21 protein-coding genes and 1 pseudogene are annotated in these 23721 nt (G+C 52.0%); 9 read left to right on the forward strand and 13 right to left on the reverse strand.

The annotated features are described in order from the left end of the window. Positions 1-1037: pseudogene (locus CGZ75_RS15490) on the reverse strand (IS630 family transposase); the annotation flags it as partial. Between the two features lie 90 nt (positions 1038-1127). Between CGZ75_RS15490 and CGZ75_RS15495 the strand changes: the two are divergent. Further along, positions 1128-2006: an SGNH/GDSL hydrolase family protein gene (locus tag CGZ75_RS15495; protein WP_342745696.1), complete on the forward strand. Its 879-nt coding sequence runs from the start codon at positions 1128-1130 to the stop codon at positions 2004-2006. Between the two features lie 108 nt (positions 2007-2114). Here CGZ75_RS15495 and CGZ75_RS15500 read toward each other — a convergent pair whose 3' ends face one another. Beyond that, the gene (locus CGZ75_RS15500) at positions 2115-3164 is read right to left on the reverse strand and encodes a GNAT family N-acetyltransferase (protein WP_089525176.1); all 1050 of its coding nucleotides are present in this window, start codon (positions 3162-3164) and stop codon (positions 2115-2117) included. Positions 3165-3360: 196 nt separating this feature from the next. Next, positions 3361-4464, reverse strand: coding sequence for a dual-specificity RNA methyltransferase RlmN (gene rlmN / locus CGZ75_RS15505; RefSeq protein WP_089525177.1), 1104 nt, complete (start codon positions 4462-4464; stop codon positions 3361-3363). 187 nt (positions 4465-4651) lie between these two features. Between rlmN and CGZ75_RS15510 the strand changes: the two genes are divergently transcribed. Further along, positions 4652-5623, forward strand: a complete 972-nt coding sequence (locus CGZ75_RS15510) for a cation diffusion facilitator family transporter (RefSeq protein ID WP_089525178.1) — start codon at positions 4652-4654, stop codon at positions 5621-5623. Here CGZ75_RS15510 and CGZ75_RS15515 read toward each other — a convergent pair. Continuing rightward, on the reverse strand, positions 5600-5932 hold the full coding sequence (locus CGZ75_RS15515) for a winged helix-turn-helix transcriptional regulator (protein WP_089525179.1): 333 nt from the start codon (positions 5930-5932) through the stop codon (positions 5600-5602). The two genes, CGZ75_RS15510 and CGZ75_RS15515, sit on opposite strands and share 24 nt — an antisense overlap. A gap of 163 nt (positions 5933-6095) precedes the next feature. Between CGZ75_RS15515 and CGZ75_RS15520 the strand changes: the two genes are divergently transcribed. Both CGZ75_RS15520 and CGZ75_RS15525 read left to right on the forward strand, forming a co-directional pair. Beyond that, positions 6096-7037, forward strand: coding sequence for an aldo/keto reductase family protein (locus CGZ75_RS15520; RefSeq protein ID WP_089525916.1), 942 nt, complete (start codon positions 6096-6098; stop codon positions 7035-7037). A 20-nt stretch (positions 7038-7057) separates the two neighbouring features. Further along, positions 7058-8221 carry an iron-containing alcohol dehydrogenase gene (locus CGZ75_RS15525; protein ID WP_089525180.1) on the forward strand — a complete coding sequence of 388 codons (1164 nt, stop codon included), beginning with the start codon at positions 7058-7060 and terminating at the stop codon, positions 8219-8221. Between the two features lie 121 nt (positions 8222-8342). Here CGZ75_RS15525 and CGZ75_RS15530 read toward each other — a convergent pair whose 3' ends face one another. The 5 genes from CGZ75_RS15530 to CGZ75_RS15550 form a co-directional block, all read right to left on the reverse strand. Then, positions 8343-9173, reverse strand: a complete 831-nt coding sequence (locus tag CGZ75_RS15530; protein ID WP_089525181.1) for a tyrosine-protein phosphatase — start codon at positions 9171-9173, stop codon at positions 8343-8345. 203 nt (positions 9174-9376) lie between these two features. Continuing rightward, a complete protein-coding gene (locus CGZ75_RS15535) occupies positions 9377-10774 on the reverse strand; it encodes an MFS transporter (protein ID WP_089525182.1) in 1398 nt (465 codons plus the stop codon). A 171-nt stretch (positions 10775-10945) separates the two neighbouring features. After that, positions 10946-11716, reverse strand: coding sequence for an HAD family hydrolase (locus tag CGZ75_RS15540; protein ID WP_089525183.1), 771 nt, complete (start codon positions 11714-11716; stop codon positions 10946-10948). A 249-nt stretch (positions 11717-11965) separates the two neighbouring features. Next, positions 11966-12466 carry a hypothetical protein gene (locus tag CGZ75_RS15545; RefSeq protein WP_089525184.1) on the reverse strand — a complete coding sequence of 167 codons (501 nt, stop codon included), beginning with the start codon at positions 12464-12466 and terminating at the stop codon, positions 11966-11968. A 102-nt stretch (positions 12467-12568) separates the two neighbouring features. Next, positions 12569-14263, reverse strand: coding sequence for a phospholipase D-like domain-containing protein (locus CGZ75_RS15550; protein WP_089525185.1), 1695 nt, complete (start codon positions 14261-14263; stop codon positions 12569-12571). A gap of 208 nt (positions 14264-14471) precedes the next feature. Here CGZ75_RS15550 and CGZ75_RS15555 point away from each other — a divergent pair, with 208 nt between their 5' ends. Next, positions 14472-15140 (forward strand): HD domain-containing protein, encoded by a 669-nt coding sequence (locus CGZ75_RS15555; protein ID WP_089525186.1) that lies wholly within the window; start codon positions 14472-14474, stop codon positions 15138-15140. Between the two features lie 64 nt (positions 15141-15204). Here CGZ75_RS15555 and CGZ75_RS15560 read toward each other — a convergent pair whose 3' ends face one another. Continuing rightward, on the reverse strand, positions 15205-16398 hold the full coding sequence (locus CGZ75_RS15560; protein ID WP_141136782.1) for a DUF3500 domain-containing protein: 1194 nt from the start codon (positions 16396-16398) through the stop codon (positions 15205-15207). Between the two features lie 464 nt (positions 16399-16862). Further along, a complete protein-coding gene (locus CGZ75_RS26370; RefSeq protein WP_089525188.1) occupies positions 16863-17702 on the reverse strand; it encodes a cupin domain-containing protein in 840 nt (279 codons plus the stop codon). Positions 17703-17915: 213 nt separating this feature from the next. Between CGZ75_RS26370 and CGZ75_RS15570 the strand changes: the two genes are divergently transcribed. Continuing rightward, entirely contained in the window at positions 17916-18068 is a 153-nt protein-coding gene (locus tag CGZ75_RS15570) for a DUF1540 domain-containing protein (RefSeq protein WP_089525189.1), read from the forward strand. 159 nt (positions 18069-18227) lie between these two features. Here CGZ75_RS15570 and CGZ75_RS15575 read toward each other — a convergent pair whose 3' ends face one another. After that, positions 18228-19493 (reverse strand): MFS transporter, encoded by a 1266-nt coding sequence (locus tag CGZ75_RS15575; protein ID WP_089525190.1) that lies wholly within the window; start codon positions 19491-19493, stop codon positions 18228-18230. Positions 19494-19856: 363 nt separating this feature from the next. On the opposite strand from CGZ75_RS15575, the gene CGZ75_RS15580 reads away from it, so the two are divergent. After that, positions 19857-20600: a MerR family DNA-binding transcriptional regulator gene (locus CGZ75_RS15580; RefSeq protein WP_089525191.1), complete on the forward strand. Its 744-nt coding sequence runs from the start codon at positions 19857-19859 to the stop codon at positions 20598-20600. 243 nt (positions 20601-20843) lie between these two features. Further along, entirely contained in the window at positions 20844-21347 is a 504-nt protein-coding gene (locus CGZ75_RS15585) for a Crp/Fnr family transcriptional regulator (protein ID WP_089525192.1), read from the forward strand. 192 nt (positions 21348-21539) lie between these two features. On the opposite strand, the gene hmpA is transcribed toward CGZ75_RS15585, so the two are convergent. Then, positions 21540-22802, reverse strand: a complete 1263-nt coding sequence (gene hmpA, locus CGZ75_RS15590; RefSeq protein WP_089525193.1) for an NO-inducible flavohemoprotein — start codon at positions 22800-22802, stop codon at positions 21540-21542. A gap of 40 nt (positions 22803-22842) precedes the next feature. Here hmpA and CGZ75_RS15595 point away from each other — a divergent pair, with 40 nt between their 5' ends. Further along, complete coding sequence (locus tag CGZ75_RS15595) at positions 22843-23568, forward strand: hypothetical protein (protein ID WP_176444867.1); 726 nt, start codon at positions 22843-22845, stop codon at positions 23566-23568. Positions 23569-23721 lie beyond the last annotated feature (153 nt).

The raw sequence follows: 23721 nt of genomic DNA on the forward strand, positions 1-23721 counted from the left end.
CAAACAAGCAGACGATCGATGGTTTCCATCGGATTCTTATTAATTCGATTCATAAATTGACTCACATGAAGCTTGATCTTATAGAATTTTTCAAAGAATACGTTATTGACTACGTCAGCTTTGAGCCATAGCCACAAGCCTTCCACCGGATTCAGGTTCGGGCTGTAAGGCGGCAGAAAGACCAACTGCAAACGAGGATGTTTTTTGAGAAACGGCTGTAACGCTTTAGCATGATGAATGCGGCTGTTGTCCAGGATCAAGGCCATTTTTCCCGACGGGTACACAGAAAGTAGATCTTCAAGAAAGCGAACAAAAGCCGCTACATCCGCTTTCTCTTCTTCTCGATGATGCACCTGTCCGGTTTCGTAGTTAATCGCCCCAAACAACTTGGCTCCTTCATGCTTGCCGTAAGTCGGCACTTTGCGTTGCCTGCCACGTGGGAACCAGTTGTATTGCAGCGCTTGATAGGAGCGAATCATGGATTCGTCTTCAAACAGCAGATGATCGATTTCTTCGGCTTCCACCTGTTTCTTGAGCTGAGCGAACGTTTGCTTGCGGAAAAGGGCTTGGGCATCCGCATCGGCTCTAACCAGCGAATAGGTCGCTTTGGTAAAGCTGAAGTTCATGCGTCCCAGCATCGCGCTGATACCGCGTACGCTCATGGTGACACCAAACGTCATCTTGATCCACTCGGCTACCAGCGGAAGTGTCCAGGTGTGACGCGCTTCAAAGCCAACATCGACTGGGGTTTTCTGCTCCAGCATGGCGCCTAGCTGGCTGCGTTGCTCATCCGTGAGCTTTGTCGGTTGTCCGGGAGAATGATCCATTTCCAGCCCGGCAAGAGCACGTTCTTGATACGCTTGCCAATAGAGGCTGATCGTTTGGCGCGTGCGATTGAGTAAATGGCCGATTTCCTCAAACGAGTGACCTTCAAAGCGAAGACGGACCGCCAGGTATCTCTCGTAAAGCCGTTTATCTGAAGTTTCTCTCATGGACACATTGAGTTTCTCCATTTCTGCAGTACTCATTTTCATCACCACCGGGTTCTTGTTACTATTCATTACCCACTTTGGTGGTAAGCCTGACTTTGTTCGTTTTTCACTTGCGCTCTATATAGATATTTAATTATTGGCGATAGTATTGGACAAGGGGATGGAGCAGAAACAGAGTTTAAGTGGTTTAATCAACTTTCCAAAAAATTAGAAACAACTAACGGAGTAATGTCTTTTCCATATAAAATAACAACCCCAGGGTCGACAGTGTTTAATGGTTGGTTTGATTTTCAAAACAAAGACTTTAATCGTGATATGGATTTAGTGTTTATCTCCTTTGGACAAAATGACCAAGGTATAATGTCAGAAAACCAATTTGGTGCTGTCTATGAGAGTCTAATTAGAAAAGTGAAGAGCAAATATAAACATGCAGAAATTTATACTATTATTGAAAGTAGTATACAAACAGAAAAGATGCCGCGGATTATTAAAGAGCTTTCTGACTATTACGGAACTACAGTTATTGATACTCGAATTGCTTTCAAAGAATCAAATAAAGACTACAAAAATCTAAGCTTTGATGGTACCCATCCTAATAACGATGGTTATACCTTATATTCAAATTATATTTATAATCAAATAATGAAAAAACTATCCTTAAATCCTGTTGTTAACGTAGATATTAATAAAAATATTTTATATTCCAACTCTTCTATTTATCAAGAAGCAAAGTTGACTTCTGCGTTCGAGGAGCTCAAAGAGGGCGCAAAAAGTTCTAAAATTAGATTTAATGGGTCCTATCTTGGACTATCAATTAACAAAAATGCTTCAGGTGGTAAATTCCGGATTTATATTGATGGTAAGTTCATTAAAGAACTTAGTTCTTATAATAAATTTCCAATAACTCATAAAGTATTAATTATCGATGAGCTTAGCGATACTGAGCATATCCTTGAAATTAGACTATCAGACTCCAATAAAAAAATTGATCTAAAAGGAATGATCACTGAATAGAGGCTATTAGATAAGGTGATTAAAACAAAAAACACGCCCCGACAGGCGTGTTTTTGTTTTATGGAATTTGACGCGGCTTGCATCATTAAGATCGACGTAGCCGCTCGACTAAGCGTCGCCTTCGACCCCAGCCGAGGCCACTACGGAAGCCGCCTCATTTGCCGCACCAAGCTTCGCAATCATCCGAAAGCTGCCTCGCAGCGCCTTATAACCGAGGCGGCGGTTCACGGCCAGCATGGGGGCGTTGAGCGAATCATTATCCGTCCGCAAGTAACCAGCTCCCTCGCGCAGCGCCAGCCGGACCGACAGCAGCTTCATCGCCAGAGCGATGCCGCGGCCGCGATAATTCCGGTGAACACAGGTATACTCATGGTACATACCGCCCGTTTCCTCATTACGAATGACGTTGCAGACACCAACCGGATTATCGCCATACGCCGCAATAATAACTCGTTCCGGCGCGTACCCATCCACCTTAAGGCTCCACTTAAGCCAATCTTCAAAAGGCAAAATATCACCTTGGTAGCCAGGAATATCCCGGTAAGTACCCGTCTCCAGCTCATGCAGTTGTTTCAACGTATCCTCGCCCGGCGGCAAATCAGCCAAAGAGAGGAAGCTGATTCCCTCATCTTCCAGTCGCTCAACAACAGCCACGTCCTCTGCCGAGCTCGGATCCTCCCCTGTAGACAGATCCAGCACAGACTGCCAAGAGCGCCGCTCCACCTCGAAACCACGCTTTTGGAGAAAGGCCATCGAGCGCTCATCATCATCCCATATCCGACCACCAAGCGTGTCGGCTCCGTGCTGTTTCGCCCACTCGGTTGAAATCCGCGCCAGCTCCGTACCGATTCCGTTGCCTTGCTCCTTCGCCGCCACGACCATCTCATGAAACATCATGCCGGGAGGCGTCCATGGCGCCCGCCAGATCGTGGAATAAGCCACGATGCGCCCGTCTCCAGCTACCGCTACCCGGCGCAGCCTATCATATCCTTGCAGCCGCCCGTCGCTGCCATGGTGCAGTTGACCCTTCTCATACATCTTGCTGTCCTCGTCCGCCAGCGACTCTGCTGTCTTCGGTTCGGCCAGCACCTCATTCCACACCGCAGCGATACCCTCATAATCTCCCGGCAGCTGCAACTCCCTGATCCAATAGTTCAATGCTCTTCCTCCCCGGCGACCCTCGGGCACGCTTTAATGAGTTCATTATGAACGGATGGAAGAGTCTCGGTAAAGGGAAAGGTTGGATATAAAGGAGTGCTACCTCCGCTACGCCGTACCGAATATGCCCCTGCTTCAGCCGCACTGGGTGCTTCAACCGCCCCAGGTGATTATTCGGGACAGCCTTGCCGCCAAATCACACTCCCGCCGCTACCGGCTCCTTGTCTTCGTCGCCGCGCAGCTGCTTGCTGCGCAGCTGGCCGCAGGCCGCGTCAATATCCGCGCCATGCTCCAGGCGAACGCTGGCGCTTACGCCATTTTTCTTGAGCGTGTCATAGAAGCCGTTAATCGCCTCAAGCGTGCTGCGCTGGTACTGACTGTGCTCATCCACTGGATTGTATGGGATGAGATTGACGTTGGCGAGCTTCAGCAGCTGTGGCCGGGAGCGGATGAGATCCGCCAGCTCTTGCGCCTCTTCTCGTCTGTCGTTCACATCCGCCAGCAAAATATATTCCAGCGTAATCCGGCGACGGGTACGCTCCAGGTAGTAATCAATGCTTTCCAGCAGTTTTTCGATCGGTAACGCCTTGTTGATCTTCATAATGCGCGTGCGCAGCTCATTATTCGGTGCATGCAGCGATACCGCCAGATTAACCTGCGCGTCGCTATCCGCGAAATCGCGGATTTTGGCCGTCAAGCCGCTCGTTGACACCGTAATATGGCGCGGTCCGATAGCCAGCCCCTTGGGATGCTGCACGATGCTCAGGAAGTTCATCAGATGTGTGTAGTTGTCAAAAGGCTCGCCAATTCCCATAACCACAATATGGCTCACGCGCTGTCCCGCACCAGCCTCGTCAAGGAACAGCTGCACGCGCATAATCTGCTCGGCGATTTCGCCCGCCGTCAGGTCGCGGCTTTTGGCCAGCAGGCCGCTCGCACAGAAGCTGCAGCCGATATTACAGCCGACCTGAGTCGTCACGCAGACGCTAAGGCCGAATTTATGCTTCATCAGCACCGTCTCGATGAGATTGCCGTCCAGCAACCGGAACAGGAATTTGACCGTGCCATCAACCGATTCCTGGCGCGTATGCTCCTCCAGTGTGCCGATCGCATGAGCCTCTTCAAGTATCCGCGCTACCTCTGGCTTCACGCCAGCCTCCACCATGGCGGGGAAGCTGCTTACCCGCTTGCGATACAGACTTTCCCATACTTGCATAGCATGGAATTTACGATGTCCCCGCTCCCCGAGCCAAGCTTCGAGCTGCTCCTGGGTGAATCCGTACAGGGATGGTTTTTTCATGATGCCAACTCCTCATTTCTGCTTATTCACTTGCCAGGGAGAGGATGGGCCTTGCTCCCTGCGACTTACAATCATTGTCATTTATAATAATTGTAACCATCTGATAATTGGATTAATATGATAATAACTACAATCAAGCAGCTTTACCGCTGCCTAGCGGCTGCTGCCAAGAAAGGTCGGGGCCAGCATGTACGACTATCATCATCTTCAGCATGTCAAAAAGCAATCCCGATCCAAAAAAACGCTCTGGATCACGCTACTGCTCACGCTATTTTTCACTATCGTCGAAATTGTCGGCGGGCTGCTGTCCAACTCGCTCGCACTGTTATCCGACTCCGCTCATATGGTCTCCGACGTCATCGCACTTGGGCTCAGCATGACCGCCATTTACATGGCCTCTCGCGAGCCAGATTCCCGCTATACATTCGGTTATTTGCGCTTTGAGATCATCGCTTCATTCCTGAACGGGCTGGCGCTGGCCGTCATCTCCATCGGCATTTTCATCGAGGGCATCCGACGCTTCCTGCACCCGGAGCCAATCAACTTCGGCCTAATGCTCACCATTGCCTCCATCGGGCTCATCGTTAACATCATCCTAACGGTAGTACTCAGCCGCAGCATGAAAGAAGAGGATAACCTGAACATCCGCAGCGCGCTCTGGCATTTTATCGGCGACCTGCTCAGCTCCGTTGGCGTCATTCTCTCTGCGCTGCTCATTTTGCTCACCGGCCTGCTCTGGTTCGATCCGCTCATCAGTCTCGTCATCGCCGGCATCATCTTCACCGGAGGCGCCCGCATCACGCGGGAAGCCTATCTCGTCCTTATGGAATCTGTGCCAAGCAGCTTTGATCTGGAGCAGATTCGCCAATCCATCCGCGAGGTGGAAGGGGTTGAAGATGTGCATGAGATGCATCTGTGGGCCGTGTCGACCGACCATTATTCACTGACTGCCCATGTGTTCGCCGACGAGCGCATTCAGCCTCACTGCATTATTCTTGCCATCAATGACACGTTGCAAAAGAACTTCGGCATCTCACACTCCACTGTGCAAATCGAGCATGCCCGCATCCATCCTCATGGCGAATACGGCAGCGCCTTTTTGCTCCGCAAGCGGAGCGGCCTGCGTCCGCCTTCCTCAGGTCCACTTGGCCGCCCATAACTTCATTTCCATAATAATCTGATGTAAATCCTCGCCCTTGGGCGTCAGCGTGTACTCCACTGTGACCGGCACGGTCGGAAATACTTTGCGCTCCAACACGCCTTTCTCTTCCATATGGCGCAGTGTGCTGGTCAATGCCCTGGGACTGACGGCGGGGATGCGCCGCTGCAATTCTCCGAACCTATGCGTGCCGCCGAACAGCTCGCGCAGAACGAGAAACGCCCATTTGCCACCGATAACATCCAGCGTTTTTTCAATATTACAGTCGATAATATCGGGCCTTTTGGGGATGTAATTGTTCGTTGCCAAATCGTACTCTCCTTTATGAGAAGCTAGTAACCTAAAGTATAGTAGATAAACTTCGTATAATAAAGTGATTAATATTTCACTACTTCCATTGGGATAGAAACATGCGTAAAATAAGGGCTGTTCTTATAATCCGAATCCATCTGGAGGGATAGTCCCAATGAGTATGAACTATCGCAGACTTGGAAGCAGCGGTTTAAAAGTGAGCGACATCAGCCTGGGCAGCTGGCTGACCTACGGCGGTTATGTAGAACGCGAAAACGCCGTACAGGCGATTCATAAGGCCTATGATTTGGGAATTAACTTTTTTGATACAGCGAATGTGTACGAACAAGGTGCAGCGGAAACGCTAGTTGGCGAGACGATCAAAGCTTTCCCGCGCCACTCTTATGTACTGGCAACCAAAGCGTTCTGGCCAATGGGCGATCTGCCTAACGACCGCGGTCTGTCACGCAAGCATTTGACCGACCAATTCCATGCTAGCCTGAAGCGGCTTGACGTGGATTACGTCGATATCATGTACTGCCATCGCCATGATCCGGAAACGCCGCTCTACGAAACATTGCGCACGCTGGACGACTTCGTCCGCTCCGGTAAAGTGCTGTACGTCGGTGTTAGCGAGTGGACTGCTTCGCAGATCGCGGAAGCGCATGCAGTTGCCGATCGTTATTTGCTGGACCGCATCGTCGTTAACCAACCGCAATACAATATGTTCAACCGCTACATAGAGCCGGAAATCATTCCTTACAGCGAGCGCAGTGGCGTTGGACAAGTCGTTTTCTCCCCGCTGGCGCAAGGCTTGCTGACCGGTAAATACACTTCCGTGGACAACATTCCGGCAGACAGCCGCGCAGCTAAGCTAGATGGGATGAAAAAAGGCATCACCGAGCAAAAGCTTGCCCAAGTGCAGCAGCTTAGCTCCATCGCTTCCGAGCTGGATCTAACTGTCGGCCAACTGGCGCTTGCCTGGATTTTGCGCCAGCCGAACGTAGCTAGCGCCCTTGTCGGCGCAAGCCGTCCAGAACAAATTATCGAGAATGCTGGAGCCTCCGGCGTAAAGCTGCCGCAGGAAATTATCGATCGTATCGAGGAAATTTTGAGCGTTTAAAATCGAAAGGAGCAATACCATTGATCCCCTTTGTATTTCATAATCCAACTAAACTATATTTCGGTGCTGGACAACTGCAACAATTGAAGGCAGAAGCCGATAAGCTCGGCAAAAAGGTCCTGCTAGTATATGGCGGGGGCAGCATTAAACGCAGCGGCCTGTATGATGAGGTGCTGGCAACGCTCGGAGAGGCTGGCTGTACCGTTACGGAACTGAGCGGAGTAGAGCCTAACCCGCGTCTATCCACCGTTCATCGCGGAGCAGAGCTGTGCCGCACGAACGATATTGACTGGGTGCTCGCTGTAGGCGGCGGAAGTACGCTGGACTGCAGTAAGGCGATTGTTGCGTCAGCCCGCTATGAGGGTAACTTCTGGGATATCGTCAGCCGTAAGGCTGTCGTGAAGGAAGCTCTTCCGCTCGGCACGATTCTGACTCTTGCTGCTACGGGCAGCGAGATGAACAGCGGTTCGGTCATCACCAACGAGGAAACAGAGGAAAAGTGGGGATGGGGCAGCCCGCTTACTTTCCCTCGTTTCTCCATCCTTGATCCGAAGTACACGGCCACGGCGCCTAAAGATCACACCGTCTACGGTATGGTTGATATGATGGCGCATGTGTTTGAGCAATACTTCCATCATGATGCTTTGACGCCGGTACAGGACGGGTTCAGTGAATCCGTAATGCGCGCCGTTGTTGAGACAGCTCCGAAGCTGGTCGAGGATCTGGAGAATCTGGAGCATCGCGGAACGATCCTGTACGCAGGTACGATGGCGTTGAACGGCGTCCTTTCGATGGGAGTGCACGGCGATTGGGCCAACCATGATATGGAGCATGCCGTGTCAGCCGTATACGACATTCCGCATGGTGGCGGCTTAGCGATCCTGTTCCCGAACTGGATGACCTATGTGCTGGATGATAATGTTGGACGCTTTAAGCAATTTGCGGTTGAAGTGTTTGGCGTGAATCCAGAGGGCAAAAACGACCGGGAAACAGCCGAAGAAGGCATCCGTCGTCTTCGTGAGTTCTGGAATTCGATCGGCGCTCCTTCGAAGCTGTCCGATTACAACATCGACGATAGCCGTCTGGAAGAAATGGCCGCAAAAGCAGTTCCTGCTGAACCGATCGGTAACTTCCGCAAGCTCGGCAGAGAAGATGTGCTGGCGATCTACCGTATGTCGCTCTAAGCGAAGGGCTTTCCGTAGCTATGATTAAATAAGGGGCTGTCCCAGCCGTCATGTTCATGACGGTTGGGATAGCCCCTCTTTTTGTTGCTCTCGATTTGATTACTGCCGATGCCCGGCTAATCTATTCGAGATACCAGCACCGCAGCTGCTCCTGCTCCTCGCGGCTTACACCGAGCCCTTGCTCCAGATAAGCATCCGTGGAGCCGTACAGACGGCGCATTTCATCCAGCGCCCCACGAATGTACTCCGGCTGCACACCAAGCACAGCGCGCACGAAGTCGATTACCCGCTGATCGGGCAATGCGGCCTGCACTTGTCCCATAATTTTCGCGGTAACTTCCAAACGGTATTCCGCAGTCAGCAAATAGTCGGCCACAATCGTTTCCTCTGTCGCGCCGAGTGCCAAAAGAATGACTGCTGCGGCAAAACCGGTCCGGTCTTTGCCAGCCGTGCAATGCCAGAGCACAGGGCGGCCTTCAGCCTCCAGCAGCGTTCTCATCAAGCGCGTATAAGTACCGCGGGTTTGCTCGTCCGTCACGAATCGCCGATAAATGTCCGGCAAAGGATTCTCGACGTGGCTGCCGCCCAAAATCAGCGCTGCCAACTTGGGAATATCCTTGGCTCCAAAATTAGCCCCGTTTATAGGCAGTTGCAGGTAAGGCGTGCCCCCTACGCGAGGCGTTGGCACTTCAAGTCCTTTGTCCTCCGTGCGGAAATCGCAGATGAAAGCCAATCCGAAAGCCTCCAACAGCTGGAGCTCCTCATCGCTTACCGCAGTCATCTCACCTGAGCGGAACAAGCGGTCTGCCCTCACCCGGCGACCGTCCGCGGTCGGCAAGCCTCCAAGCTGCCGCAGATTCAAGCGTTGCTTCAGCCCGTCCTTGAGCAGCACCGTCCCATTTTGAGAACCGATATGAGAATCGTTTAATGACACTTTCAGTGGTTCGTTCATCTCTCACTCTCTCCCTTTGTTTGGAACGCCAGCGGCCTGTCCGTAGTATGCTTATGCCTTTCGGCATCTTGCCAAGGAGCCGCTGCCCGATTCGATAGACTCGCATTACCAGGCATCACTTGGTGTTACTGATTGTTTTGATGTGAGCTCCACACAAAAAGCTCTTTACGCAGAATAAGGCTTCGCAGTTGCATTAGGCTGCATTAGGTAGAAAAGGCATCATCGCGTTGAGATCGTATATTCCCTGCCATCCGCAGCGCCAGCAACAGGCCGAACAGCACGGATAGACCGGCAAAGGTCAGACAAACCGCCTGCAACCCAAGCTTATCCGCAAGCAAACCAACGAGCAGCGTGAGCACAATTTGAAGAGCGCCCTGCAGCGCTTCTGAGGCACTGGCGACGCGGCCCATAACTCCAGTTGGCACTTCCTTTTGGAAATACGTTGCATACCCTGTGCCCGCATAAGCAAAAGAGAAGCCCAGTCCGATAAAAGCAATCGCCGCCAGCCAGAAGCCGCCAGCAACATAAAAGAGGAAGTAGAACAGGCTGGTAAATAGCGTTCCGATCCCCATATACCAGCGGAAAGAGACTCGCTTTGCTAGCAGCGCCGCTGTGAACGTCCCGGCCAGCGAGCCGATGCCGGTTGTGCTAAGTAGGATGCCGTAATCGGCCTCCGACAGCCCAAGATGCAGCTTGATGAACGTTGCCTCCTGCGAATCAATGGCCATTCCAATAAGCAAAGAGCTTTGGAACAGGGCGTAGATGAGCAGAAAAGGTTTTGCGGTTCGAGCAAAAAGCCCGACTTCTCGCCAATCGGCAGCAAGCAGCTTCCATGTGTTTTTGCGCCGCTCAGAGGGGAGTATTCCGCTGCTGGTAGGAACAGGCTCTTTAATAGGAGTCGGTTCTTGAACAGATGCCCTATGGTTGACGGAAGCCTGCTCTTGAACAGATGCCCTATGGTTGACGGAAGCCTGCTCTTGAACAGATGCTCTATGGTCAACGGAAGCCTGCTCTTCGACGCAAGCTCCTTTCACGACCGACACATTCCCCTTGCCGACCGAAGGCAACAATCCAATTAACGCCGCGCAGACGAAAAAAGTGACCGCATTGAAAAAGATGCTGAAATCCGTGCCCCAGTGAGGAATCATCAAGCCAGAAATAGCGGGACCGAGCAGGAAAGCCCCGGAGCCGCTCATGCCGAGAATCGAGTTGAACCGCGCCCGCTCGCTCTCCGGAATCAGCTTCGTAATGTATACCGACTGGCTCGGTCCGAAAAAAGACCCCGCCAAGCTAATCAGAAACACCAACCCGTAGATAGTCCACAAGGAGCTGGCAAAAGGTATGGCTACCATAAGTGCGCCCCGCACGATGTCTGTCAGCATCATCAGCTTGCGTACGTCGACGCGATCAACAATGCTGCCCGACCAGAAGTTTGTCAGCAGCAGCGCCATGGGACGGATCATGAACAACCCGGCGATAGCCGCTGCCGAGCCTGTCAAATCCAGTATGGCAAGATTAATCGCCACAAAATAAATCCAATTGCCCAATTGCGAAATGCCTAGCCCGCTGACGAGCAAAAAGGTCAGTCTCCAAGATTTCATATGAAAGCGCCCCCGCCCTACAGATACTTCCAGAATATCACATATGAGTTAGCGATAATTCCAGAACTATGACAGGAAGGTGGCAGATGATTGAATCAGAGAGTAGAAGCTGCAGTCAGTCTAGCGCGCGCAGACTCTGGCTCACGGTGCAAACAGTCCACTCAGCTTGGCCTAAACCCGCAACTCTATCTGTGCGCAGGAAGGAACGATTACTTCGGCGTCCGGCAGTTCACTGATTGCAGCGCCTTCGGCGAGCCCTACGGCTGCTCTTACACCGGCGGCGCGCGCCATACGCATGTCCCCGTTCGTATCGCCGATGACGGCAACACGCGTCGGATCGATGCCAAGCCGGCTGCAAGCCAGCTCCACCATATCAGGGAAAGGCTTACCGTATTCTACCTGGTCCGTGCCAATAATTTCAGCAAAATAACCGTCGAGGCCAAGCCAGCTTAGATGCTGGACTGCATAGGTCGTCTCATCCGCCGTCACCACTGCAACCGGCAGTCCAATTTGCTGACAAGCGGCAAGCAGTTCCGGCACACCGGGTAGCGCCAAAGCAGGCCGCTCCGTATGCATCTGCTCTTCGGTATACTTCAAGCATTCCTGCGCTGCGACCCGTGATTCGCTCCAGCTGAGTCCACGCCGGTAACCGCAAGCTGTGAGCAGCGAAAGCAGCTCTGCCAGTGTACCCGCTGCTAGCGGTCCACCGCGATCATAGGCTATCGCCGAGCCGTCCGACGCGAAGGTGATGCCCCACTCTTTGCCAAGCTCGTCCCGATCGAGCGGCGCGATCCCTTTTGCCTCAAGAATGCTCGTAAACTTCTCCTGCATATGCCGAGTCCAGACACCCCAGGTGTAGCTGAATTCCAGCAGCGTCCCGTCCTTATCGAACAGCAACGCATCTACATCAAAACTTTTTCCCCCAGCTAACAGCAACGCCATAAGATCATCCCTATCCGCTATTTTTCGGCCTAAATTGACACACTTATGACCATGATATTATCACAATATACTCTAATAGGTCTCGATAATATCAGCTGGATCTTAGCTCGTAATTTAATCATGCGATCAACTTCCCGATTGGTCTAACAGTAGAATAATGAAAAAAGGAGCCCCTCATCTCTTGTAACAAGAGATGTGACTCCGTCTGAACGAAAAAACTTTATAATGGTTTTACGATAGACCTTATAGTCAGTCGCGAACGGTGACATCAAAGGAACCTGCAGATCCATCGTCATTATCGATTTTAACTTGCCATTTCCCAGCTTGAGCAGAAGTGAAGTTATGTTCTGTGATAAAAGATTGTCCTGGTTCAATCGTTGTTGAAACCCAGTTTAACTTCGATGGGGAAACAAGCTTATAGTTGATCGATTTATTGCCCTTGTTTTTAACATAGACCCTTACTTTATCCGCTTCTTCCTCTGGAACTGATTTATAAGTAAAACCCGTGTTACCTTGGCCGTTGTAATCAACAGAGACTCCCAGCAATAAGGTTGTTAAGCGCCCCTCATCCAGGCTATCTACAATTTTCATATTTGGATTTTTAATAGGATTTGCGGCAATTACAGCAGGGGAAGGCTGATTAGAAAGAACTTTGTTTGGAGAAGCAGCAAACACAACGGAGGAGAGAATGGTGATAGCGGCTACTGCGATAGATGTGGCGGATAGAGCTACGATTTTTTTTGTAATCACTTCATTCATCTCCTATTAATACGATTTAACAATATCATACAATTTTGTATACGGTTAAATCAAAGGTTTTAGGTTCCTCCCTCTAATTGGCTCAGTCTCAACTTAAAAAGTCGTAAACCCGAGCTGATCCTGCATGCGATAGAGAATTCGCTTCAGCCACTCCGTCTTCTCCTCATATTCACTGTAATCGAGGGTAAAGCGGGCGCCATCGTTGTTCCACAGCCTCTCGAAATACGCCTCCGTTTCCAGCGCGGTCTTGCTGCCCGCCGGAGCCTCTACTCGTAGATTTGTCTCCAGATTAAGATCCTCCAGATTGCGCGTTGTAAAGTTGGCGGAGCCATTGTGGACGACTGATCCGTCCGCCCCGGCGATAAGCATCAACTTCGTATGGTACTGTTCCTTGTCGGTGTTGTACCAGCGAATGCCGATCCGATCCTCCGATTTCTCCAGCAGCTCCGCTGCCACCGGGCGGTTAGGCACACCAATCTTGGAATTCCCAAAGGCGACCTCATTAGGGTCGAGAATCAACTTCACCTGCGCGCCCCTGTCCGATGCAGCCAGCAGCTCTTGAATGATTTTCCGGTCGGCCAAATAAAACATCCCCATCCAAACTCGATCGCCCTTGCCCGCAGCTCGCAAGTCACGCAGTGTATGCTCCTGGATACGCCCTTCAGTCAGTAGCTGCACGGCGACATTAGCTGCTGCATTCACGCCAGCACCGGATGCTGCTGAACTACCTGATTCAGTAGTCCCTGATTCTGTGTTCCCCGACTCAGTAGTTCCTGATTCAGTAGTCCCTGAATCAGACTCCACCGAGGACCCGTCCTTCACAAGCTTTGGCAGCTTGATCCCTGAACCCGACATATCAAGCCCCGCCTGCTCCGTTCGCAGCGCCTCGGCCAGCAAAGCTGGTGAGCCGGTCACAGCGTAACCACTATTGGAATTGTAGAAGCTGGCGTCATGTGCGTTGGCACCGGCCACGACAAGTGTCGTTTCCGTAACGAGTACCTTTCGGTGATTCGCTTTGGCGTTCAGCAGCTTGAGATAAGAACGCAGCGTCATATCCGGGGCTCCGGTCGCCATCTTGTTGGGAAGCCAGCCGCTGCCCTCCTGGCCGAACCAGCTGGCCGTCATCCGCCAGCCAGCCGTATAGAGCGGATTGGAGTCGCGCAGCGGGTCCACATCGGTAACCGCAACCTCGATCCCAGCCTGCTTCAACAGCTCCTGATCCGCATTGGGATGAGAGCCGTAGGAGGTGTTCACGTCATCCGTGATGACGGTGACGCTGAGGTTGGGATGCTTTTTCTTCTGCGCGATTAGGGCATCCGTGATCTTCCGGCTCAGTGCCGGGAAGCTCTGATCCTCGTTGTAATAGCCGTTATAAAGAAACATATCGAGCACGATGAATTGCTCCGCTTTCCCAATCGCTTGGAGCATGCGTCCGAATATCTCCTGCTCAGTCACTTTCCCACCGTCGTCATCCTCGTAAGTAAGATCGGTCAGCAGCTCCAGTCCGGAATCCGGCACCATATGCCGGGAGCCCTCGAAAGATATGCCATCGGGAAGCGGCTTGTTCGCCTGATAGATGATGACGCCCCCATACACAAGCAACAATAGAAAAATAGCTGCTGTCCAGCGGTTGCGAAAAAAGTGGAATTGGCGCCTCTGGCGCGATGATGAGTTTGTTTTGCGGCCAACTTGGCCGATGGGAGAAGCTATGGAGTTATCGCTGTTAGAAGCATCATTCGGGGCCTGTGGAGCCGCATCTTGAGTTGGTTTCGGATTCAGTCGGCTCATGGGTGGCCTCTTTCTAAAGGGAAGTAGGTTCTTCTCCATGTGTACCGCTTGGGAGCAGTTTTGAAACAGGGACTGGAGTGGTAGGCAGCGGCCCCCCGCTCTTCCCCCTTCCTCCGGAGAGTAGGGGACGAAAAGAATGAAGTCCTGCTACAATAGAATCATTCACATAAGCAGGCCCATCCACCTGTGAGAAAGGCTGGTCTTTTCGATGACAAACACAAATATCGATAACAATGCTCTACCTGTTCTTCAAGCCGCAGAAGCGTTTGCCAAATCCGTGCTTGAACAGGACAAAAGCGGTCACGATTGGTGGCATATTAAACGGGTGGCAGATATGTCCGACCGCCTGGCACGTCAGGAGGGGGCCGATGCTGCCCTTTGCGTACTGGCTGCGCTGCTCCATGATGTCGCAGATGAAAAGCTGAACGACTCCAAAGAAGCCGGCATGAACAAGGTTTCCTCCTGGCTGGATGCCCAACCGCTTTCCGCAGAGGACCACGCCCATGTGATGGAGATTATCGGTACGATGTCCTACAACGCCGGAGCCAATCCCCCAATGCGCACTTTAGAGGGAAAAGTTGTGCAGGACGCCGACCGCCTGGATGCGATTGGCGCCGTGGCAATCGCCCGCGCTTTCTTGTACGCCGGATATGTTGGCCATCCGATTCACGAGCCTGGGTTACAGCCGCGGGACAGTATTACGCCAGAGGCTTACCGCCAAGAGAAGAGCACGGCGATCAACCATTTTTATGAGAAGCTGCTGAAGCTCAAGGATCGGATCAACACCCCGTCCGCGAAGCGGATCGCCGAAGAACGTCATGCGTTTATGGAAAGCTACCTGGAGCAGTTCCATCTAGAGTGGGACGGAGAGCGCTAAGCGATTCCTCATAAAACAGGACCTAACCGGCATTGTGTCGGGAGGTCCTGTTTTTTGTTCCATTTTAGAAAAAGCTGCCGCCATAATCCGCCTTGCGGTCGCGCCACACGGAATGAATATGACCCCGTCCAGGCATAGCCTCCTCTTGGAGTGTAACCGTCTCCAGCCACAGGCGCGGCCCATCGATACGTACATAGGAACCCGGCACGCGCTCATCGGTCGAGCCCGACCAGCTAATATAGGTACGCTCTAGCGCCTCTGGATCAAAATAATCCGACAGCATCTGCTCAGCTACCGCTGGCTCCGCCGTTCGGACCCACGCCGCTACGGCAGAGCGGACACGTTGCTTCTGCTGTTCGCCGAGATGGGAGTATGGAATCCCCTCCGCCTCTGGAAAATGGCCGTCTTTGCCCGGGCCGAGCACAACGTCGCGATAGTCCTCCGCCAGCTTGGCCGCAGCCAACTGCTCCGGCGGCAGAGACCGCAGCATCGTATACATCGCTTCGAGACGAGGCTCCATTACGGCCCACTCCCGTCCTCCAGCTTCAAAACGGCGTGGTTCAACGCCAAGAAACATCGGTGTTACCCCCGTCTCTTGCGTATTAAAGGCGAGATTGTACGCCAGATGCCGACCGCTGATCTGCAGCATCCAAGGATCTTCACCGCTGGGATCTCCCAGGAAGGCGACATAATACAGGGGTGAGCCCCAAAGCGGATTGCCTCCTGCCGCTGCCGATACGACATCGTCGGCGAGGATGATGCCTCGCATCGAATCGTAGCCGTTCGCACGGAGCGCTTCGCGAGCCATCGCTTTAAACGCCTCCAAGCTTTCCGTGCCCAGTTCTCCAAGCGCGATTCCATTTCGGGGGAATTCACCCACCGGCCGATTGCTCCAGCTCACCGCATGTTTGGCGTTAAAAGGCAACCGCAGCCGCTCTTGCTGCTCCGGCGGCAGCGTACTCTCAAAAGCAAGCGCCAGACAAACGAGCCGCGGCGCCTCCTCATCTACCAACCCTGTTGCCTGCCGTGGACAACGTGCTTCTGCCGAAGGAGCGATTTCCCGCTCCATGGCCCGGCTTACCTCAGTTCCTGGTCCCGGTGTTTGCAAGGCTGACTGCGGCTGCCCGACTAGAAGCATTTTTGTAATTGGGGCGCTTGGAGCCGCCGCTGCCGTGTTTGCCACCTGGCCCCCGGCTGTTGCCGACAGAGCCGCAATCACTGCTGTTAGCAGTCCCAACCGTATGTCTCCTGCCTTCACTTCCAGAAACCTCCCTACCCTTGTTATCCGCCTTGTTAGCCTGCACCGATGCCGTCCGACATATCCACTGTTTATCGACAACCCGACAATCCTTGTCCGAAAAAAGCTAGTGGCATTTCCGTGGGGAATGAGCTTCTGAAATGCAAAAAAAAGGGCATCAGAGAGCACTCTGATGACCCTTTTGTGGAGCTTTTCGAGCAGCTTTTCTGCGAAGCCCCGGCGCCTACAGCCTCATTGTGAATGCATGGAGCCTGGGACGCTTAACGCATCCATTCGGCCTTCAGCCGCCGTTCGGATGCACGAACAAGCCTGGGACGCTTTCAGCATGCATTTGACCGCCTTCAGCCGCCGTACGGGTGCACGTATCAAGCCTGGGACGCTTCACACATACATTCGACCCTCTTCAGCAGCCATACGGGTGCACGTATCAAGCCAAACCGCTTCAAGCATGCATTCAACCGCCTTCAGCCCCCATACGGATACGCAGGAGCATAAGGCATTGCCTGCCCGACTCCTTGTCCCCAGCCCGCTTGCGGGGAGCCATAGCCTCCATAGGGAGCCGAGGGATACGGATTAACTGGCCCTGTCGGCTGGACCGGTTGGGCGTAAACTGGGGTCCACATCTCCGGCTCAACAGCCTTTTGCTGATACATATAGCCCTGCTGGAAGCTGTTCCATCCTGCCACCGGCTGCTTAACGGGCTGGGCACTCATACCTCCATAACCTGCGGCAGCATAAACAGGAGCCTCCTGAATTATCGGCGTGGACGCTTTTACGCAGCCGGGAGGAGGACCGAGAATAATCGACTCTTGAATCGGAGCCACCGCCTTGGCGTAGGCTTCCTCGTTCACGCAGTAGGCGAGATTCATTATTTCTTTAGGCGTGAAACGTAAAAAATCGGAGCCGTACACGATATCAGGGGTCGGGCCGTCAAATACCGTCAGGAAATGGGTAACATCGCATAGTGAGACGATCCAGTGGAACCAGCCTTTTGGAAACATCGAAACTTGTCCGGGACCTAGTCGATACGTCATCAGTTGCTGGGTGAACGGATTGAATACCGTCGTAACAACCTCGCCGCATATGACGATGACGAGCTCCGAGACATTCGTATGCCAATGCGGCTGGACGATTTTATCTTTGCTCATATGCGCATTGAAAAAACCAGTCTGCACAGCTGGCAGCTGTTCAGCGAATAATTGTGTGATGTAATTATCCGCATCTCGTTTATAGTTTACCGTCGTATTGGAATCTGCGCTTAAGTTAAGCGTAGGAGATTGCAGCAGTTGCGTCTGTGTTTCCATCCTCGGCCCGGCCTCCACTCTAGGTTAAAGTCTATGCCTACCTTATGCAGATGGGGCCCAATCCGCTCCTGCCTAGCCGTTATTGCTCGCTGTTGCTTGGACCGATTCCATGGATAAAAGCCCGCTCGAACTCATCCAGAGATTCGAAGCAGGCTTACGGAGGTATAAAAAGATATCGCTTTCGACCATCCTAATGCCAAGGAGGTGAGACCCATGGCAAAAGACGTTCTCTGCGAGGTAAACTCCTGCAAGCATTGGGCTGCAGGCAACAAATGTAACGCTTCTTCCATCTATGTGGTAAGCCGCAGCCAAAAGGCTAGCCACTCTGATGAAACCGACTGCAAAACCTTTGAACCAAAAGTTTAATCTTCCAGAGGCGGCCGTGCCAGCGGCTGCCTTTCTGTTTTTATATTAACCAATAATGATTATTATTATCAATGAGAGCGAAAATAATTTTCTTTTATCGTCAAAATATAAAGAAAAGCCGAGCCGTCATAGGCTCAGCCTCCCTTATTCACTTGCCAATTAGGATTGTCCGGGTTCTGGTACACGTCCAGGTTCCATCTCCTGTGGCGCCCCTGCCGCAAGTAGCTCCCGGTTGCGGGCGAATAATACGCCAACTACAGCAATCAGGATTCCGCTCCCGAGCATCAGCCACTCGATAGCAATCTGGTCTGCCAGTGGACCGAAGGCGAGCATGCCGAGCGGCATCACGGAGCTCGAGATCATGCCCATTATGCCAAAAACTCGCCCGTGGAAGCCCTCTTCTACTTTTTGCTGGAGCAGCACAGTTGCTGGGGTATTGAACAGCGGCATCGTCACTCCAACAACCCCCATCATCGCGGCATAAATCCAGAAGTTAGTAAGTACGCCCATAGCGGCTGTTGCGATACCACTGGCCACAAAGCCAAGCGCCATCGTATGGGCTTTGTTACGAAACCCCTGCCAGGACGCAATCAATATACCACCGGCCATCATGCCAACGGAAAACGTCAACTCGATAGCAGTCAGCCGCCAAACATCCGGGCCAAAGCTGCGTGCCACTTGCAGCGGACTTAGGAATGCAGCCGGCGAAATGAGAAGCATGAATAAAGCCATGAATATGAAAAGAGGTTTCAGGAACGAGTGGTTACGGATATACCGGATTCCTTCCTTCATGTTCTCCATGTATCCAACTTCCCGCGCTTCCTTCGAGCTTGCATGAGCCTTCACCTTAAGGAACGTTAGCGTCAGCACGGCAATTGCAGCCGTCACGACATCGATGAAAAAGATCGTATGCAGCTGAGCATACGACATTAATCCAGCACTTGCGACAGGTGCAGCGAACATAATGAGCGCCTGAAGTGATCCATTAATACCGTTGATTCGCGTCAGCTGATCATCCGGCACAAGTTGCGGGATGAACGCGCCGACCGTCGGCGTCTGGACAGCGGTACCGAGCGCCCGAATTGCTGACATGAGGAATAACATCCAGAACGCCTCATAACCAGCCATAAACAGCAACGCCATAATGAGCGTCGTGATCGCAATAGAACTGTCGGAAGTAATAATTAACAGCTTGCGATTGTAGCGATCCGCCCATACTCCGGCAAAAGGCGACAACAGGAAAGTCGGCACGAAGCCGCACAGGATGGAGATGGTCATCATAATACCCGACTGCGTGGACAGCGTGATATGCCACATGATGGCATACTGCACCAAGGCCGAGCCGAACAAAGAGATCGTTTGGCTGCTCAAAAACAACGTAATATTGCGTTTCCAAGCCAGCTGTTCAGGCTTACTGGCATTCATTTGCGTTAAATCCCCCTCACGGTAGTTCGGTAAAACCCATCCCAAGCATAGCATGACCCAATGGGCTAGCTTTCTTACAAATTGCCATTTTCACAGTTTTTTTTAGGATATAAGCTTCTCAGTCAGCCAGCGTTTGATCACTGGCAGCACGGTTGCCCGATGATATCCACCGTCACTCCGCCGAAGTTATCTCCATTTATTAATCGATTCCACTCCCATTCGTGTGATATATGACTATCTTATAACATTCATGCAATGTTTCGGTTTATAGGCAAGAGAGCCTTGATAAAGGGGTCTTTTTTTCGTTTAATATTGTTAAGGCACTTTAAGGTTGTACTTTAATCCTATTGGAGGGAGAAGTTCATGACGGAAGTTCCTTATACGCCAAAACAGCTCGCGAACAAGCTGAACTTGAGCACAACAACCTTGCGCCGATATGAAGAGCTGGGCCTGATTCCGGATGTGCCGCGAACGGCTAGCAACCGCCGGTGGTATACGACCGTTCATCTACTTGCTTCCGCTGCTATTCGTATTTTGATACAGGGATATGATATTCCAGTTGTACACGAGGCGATGAAACAGGTTAAGGACGGAAATACCAATGAAGCGCTGTGGTTGCTTAATCAAGGTCAATATAAGATGCAATTGGAAAAACGACGTGTGGAGGAGATCATGCCGCTGGTTCGTAATGCCGACTTTTCTACTTTTGGAAATGTGAAGCTCAAGGACCGGATGTCGATCGGAGAGGTCGCCGATTTAGCTGGTGTCAATACGTCGGCCATTCGTTATTGGGAGCAGGAAGGGCTGATCGTTTCGGAGAGAAACCAGGAGAACGGATACAGATTGTTTACTCCTGTGGAGCTTAGGAAAATCTTCGTTATCAGCAGCTTACGTAAGACGGTTTATTTCATCGGAAATATCAAACAGCTATTGGATGATCTGGAGAGTCGGCATTTCACCAAAGTGGAAAGGTCATTCCAAATTGCCTTGCAGGAGCTGGATAGTCAGCTGCATCTGCAATTCCAAGGCATTGCGGTATTTATGGCGTATTTGACGGCGGTGAATCCGGCGGGTGACGACGGTGAAACCGACGGAGAACGGCAGTGAATCCGGCGGGTGACGACGGTGAAACCGACGGAGAACGGCAGTGACGACGATGAGTCTGGCGGAGAACGGCAGTGACGACGATGAGTCTGGCGGGTGATGGCGGTGAATCCGACGGAGAATGGCAGTGAGTCCATCTAAGCAGCGACAACACCGCTCCGACGGCATAATAGCCAAAAAGCCAGCTGCGAATCCTGGGCGGGATGCGCAGCTGGCATAGAGACTTGCCTTGAAGGAGGATCAAACATGCATCTAAATCGTGGTGAAGTACTTTTCCGCCAGGGAGATCAGGGGCCTCTTTTTCAGCTCCATAGCGGGATGTTAAAAATCATGCGTTCCTCTCCGAATGGAAGTCAGATTCTAGTGAACCTGATCGTGCCGGGCGAAGTCATCCCGCATCATTCGCTGTTAAGTCCCCATCCCTATTTCGGAACGGCGATCGCCCTTGTCCCCAGCGAGCTGACGTTGCTCCCCGCTAATGAATGGTATCGAGACCTGAAAAACGACACCGCGCGCTACCAGACGATCGCTCTGTTGCTGCAGGACAAGCTGCGCATGATGCAGCAGCGAATGGACCAGCTCACGGAGCTTGACCCTCAAGAGAGGCTAAGGAAGCTTCAAGCTTGGCTCGCGAAGCATTTGGACGTTCATAGTATGGGAGAACTGCTGACTCAAGAAGAAATCGGGCAGCTCATCGGACTTCGCCGCGAAACGGTTAACCGCTTATTGAAACGTTTAGCGGAAGAATGATGGGTGGCGGCTTGCGAGTGGATCCAGTGTAAAGCTGGTTGACTGCCAATACGTGTCACCCCACCGCGCGCTGGGAGCTGCGCGCGGTGCAGAAGCTTTGAGCGCCGCAGAAGTTTAGAATGCCGCTGTCTAGTTGTGAGTTTCGCTCAGGGTGCTGATTATCGTGCGTCTCTGGGTGGCTCAGAGTAAAGATCAGGTTACGGTCCCAACGCTCGGTTTTGCCTCGCTTTCGGTTAGATCGCCCGCCGGACCAAAAAACTCATAATTTATATCCTCATCGGATACACCAAAAGCTTTGAGCGCTTGATATACCTCACGCATGAATGGAACGGAGCCGCAGAAATAATAAGAAGCTCCAGCAGAAGGGATAAATTCGCGAAGCCAATCGGAATCAATTCGACCTGGTTTAATCTGTTTTTGCAGAGCATGGGATTGTTTCATCCCGCCGTTCAGCTCTGAATAACTCCAGCAAACAGTCAGCTTAGATCCCCCTTCAAGCAACTCCTGTACCCTATCGTATTGAACATGATCATCATGGCACCGGGTGGCATGGATGAAAAAGACCTCGCGATCGCGGCCTTCGCCAGCCAACGCCTCCAGCATGCTCAGCATCGGTGTCAATCCGATCCCATTGCTGATAAGCACAATTGGACGACTGTCTTCGGCCTTTAGCGTGAAGGAACCAGCAGGCGCGGACAGCAGCAGGGTATCCCCTTCTTTTACATCACGATGAAGATAATTGGAGACCTTACCAGCCGGATTGCCTGAAATGCCATCTTCACGCTTAACGGTAATTCGGTAATAGGGCTTACCTGGGGCATCGGACAGGCTATATTGCCTGATATGGGTATGCTTTTCACCAGGAATGCTCAGCTTGATGCTGATATATTGGCCGGGTAAAAAGACAGGGAGCTGCCCTCCGTCAGATGGGGTCAAGTAAAAGGAGGTTACTTGTTCTGATTCGCTGATTTTGCGCTCGACCTTAAATTCCCGATGGCCTGCCCAACCTCCCTCGACTTCCTCCGCTTGCCGGTACAATTCCGCCTCGACCTCAATAAATACCCCGGCAATTATGCCGTATGCTTCGGCCCATGCTTGCAGAATCTCCTCCGTGGCTGCCTCCCCCAGCACATCCGACATAGCGGCTAGCAGGTTTTCCCCGACGACTGCATATTGATCTGCTGTTACCCCAAGGCTGCGATGTTTGTGTGCAATGTGGCGAACAGTCGGCAAAATAGTCTCCAGTTTATCGATATGGAGAGCAGCTGCGTATACGGCATTGGCTAGCGCGGCTTGCTGGCGCTCCTGTTTCTGGTTGGCTTGATTGAATAAGTTCAGCAGCTCCGGGTAAGCTTCGAACAGGCGCTGATAGAATCGGCGGGTAATCGCCGTTCCATGAACCTCAAGCACCGGTACGGTGGATTTGATGATTGCAATTGTATTTGGGCTCAACATGTCATTTCCTCGCTTTCCAGGTTCAGATGGGATGCCCTCAGTGTATCGCTCTCCGAGCAACCTGACATGTGATCTCAGTCACAATATTATCGAGAACTGTGTGAACAGAGAACTATTGTTGTACGGTCGGGAGAGCCGCTATTTCACTTCTATTCAAGTAAGTTTGGTTACTTGGGGACGGGCTGCGGGAGCCATTTCCGCGCTCTCAAGTAAGTTTGACTACTTGCTTCGAGCTGTCGGAGCTTTTTCGGCGCTCTCAAGTAACTTTGACTACTTGCTTCGAGCTACCGGAGCTTTTTCGGCGCTCTCAAGTAAGTTTGACTACTTGCTTCGAGCTGTCGGAGCTTTTTCGACGCGTTCAAGTAAGTTTGACTACTTGCTTCGAGCTGTCGGAGCTTTTTCGACGCATTCAAGTAAGTTTGACTACTTGCTTCGAGCTGTCGGAGCTTTTTCGACGCGTTCAAGTAAGTTTGACTACTTGCTTCGAGCTGTCGGAGCTTTTTCGACGCATTCAAGTAAGTTTGACTACTTGCTTCGAGCTGTCGGAGCTTTTTCGACGCGTTCAAGTAAGTTTGACTACTTGCTTCGAGCTGTCGGAGCTTTTTCGGCGCTCTCAAGTAACTTTGACTACTTGCTTCGAGCTACCGGAGCTTTTTCGGCGCTCTCAAGTAACTTGGACTGCTTGCTTCGGGCTACCGGAGCTGTTTCCGCGCGCTCAAGTAACTTTGACTACTTGAAGCGAGCTACGGGAGCTGTTTCGGCGTGATCAAGTAACTTTGACTACTTGAAGCGAGCTACCGGAGCCATTTCGGCGCGATCAAGTAACTTTGACTACTTGAAGCGAGCTACGGGAGCTGTTTCGGCGTGATCAAGTAACTTTGACTACTTGAAGCGAGCTACCGGAGCCATTTCGGCGCGA

Source organism: Paenibacillus herberti, from assembly GCF_002233675.1.
In the GTDB taxonomy this organism is placed as follows: Bacteria; Bacillota; Bacilli; order Paenibacillales; family Paenibacillaceae; genus Paenibacillus_O; species Paenibacillus_O herberti.

Coding starts and splice junctions, on each gene's coding strand:
- CGZ75_RS15535 (WP_089525182.1), bottom strand. CDS start 10,774: ATGAAATCTTGGAGACTGACCTTTTTGCTCGTCAGCGGGCTAGGCATT.
- CGZ75_RS15540 (WP_089525183.1), bottom strand. CDS start 11,716: ATGGCGTTGCTGTTAGCTGGGGGAAAAAGTTTTGATGTAGATGCGTTG.
- CGZ75_RS15570 (WP_089525189.1), top strand. CDS start 17,916: ATGGCAAAAGACGTTCTCTGCGAGGTAAACTCCTGCAAGCATTGGGCT.
- CGZ75_RS15530 (WP_089525181.1), bottom strand. CDS start 9,173: ATGAACGAACCACTGAAAGTGTCATTAAACGATTCTCATATCGGTTCT.
- CGZ75_RS15585 (WP_089525192.1), top strand. CDS start 20,844: ATGCATCTAAATCGTGGTGAAGTACTTTTCCGCCAGGGAGATCAGGGG.
- CGZ75_RS15575 (WP_089525190.1), bottom strand. CDS start 19,493: ATGAATGCCAGTAAGCCTGAACAGCTGGCTTGGAAACGCAATATTACG.
- CGZ75_RS15520 (WP_089525916.1), top strand. CDS start 6,096: ATGAACTATCGCAGACTTGGAAGCAGCGGTTTAAAAGTGAGCGACATC.
- CGZ75_RS15550 (WP_089525185.1), bottom strand. CDS start 14,263: ATGAGCCGACTGAATCCGAAACCAACTCAAGATGCGGCTCCACAGGCC.
- CGZ75_RS15580 (WP_089525191.1), top strand. CDS start 19,857: ATGACGGAAGTTCCTTATACGCCAAAACAGCTCGCGAACAAGCTGAAC.
- rlmN (WP_089525177.1), bottom strand. CDS start 4,464: ATGAAAAAACCATCCCTGTACGGATTCACCCAGGAGCAGCTCGAAGCT.
- CGZ75_RS15555 (WP_089525186.1), top strand. CDS start 14,472: ATGACAAACACAAATATCGATAACAATGCTCTACCTGTTCTTCAAGCC.
- CGZ75_RS26370 (WP_089525188.1), bottom strand. CDS start 17,702: ATGGAAACACAGACGCAACTGCTGCAATCTCCTACGCTTAACTTAAGC.
- hmpA (WP_089525193.1), bottom strand. CDS start 22,802: ATGTTGAGCCCAAATACAATTGCAATCATCAAATCCACCGTACCGGTG.
- CGZ75_RS15510 (WP_089525178.1), top strand. CDS start 4,652: ATGTACGACTATCATCATCTTCAGCATGTCAAAAAGCAATCCCGATCC.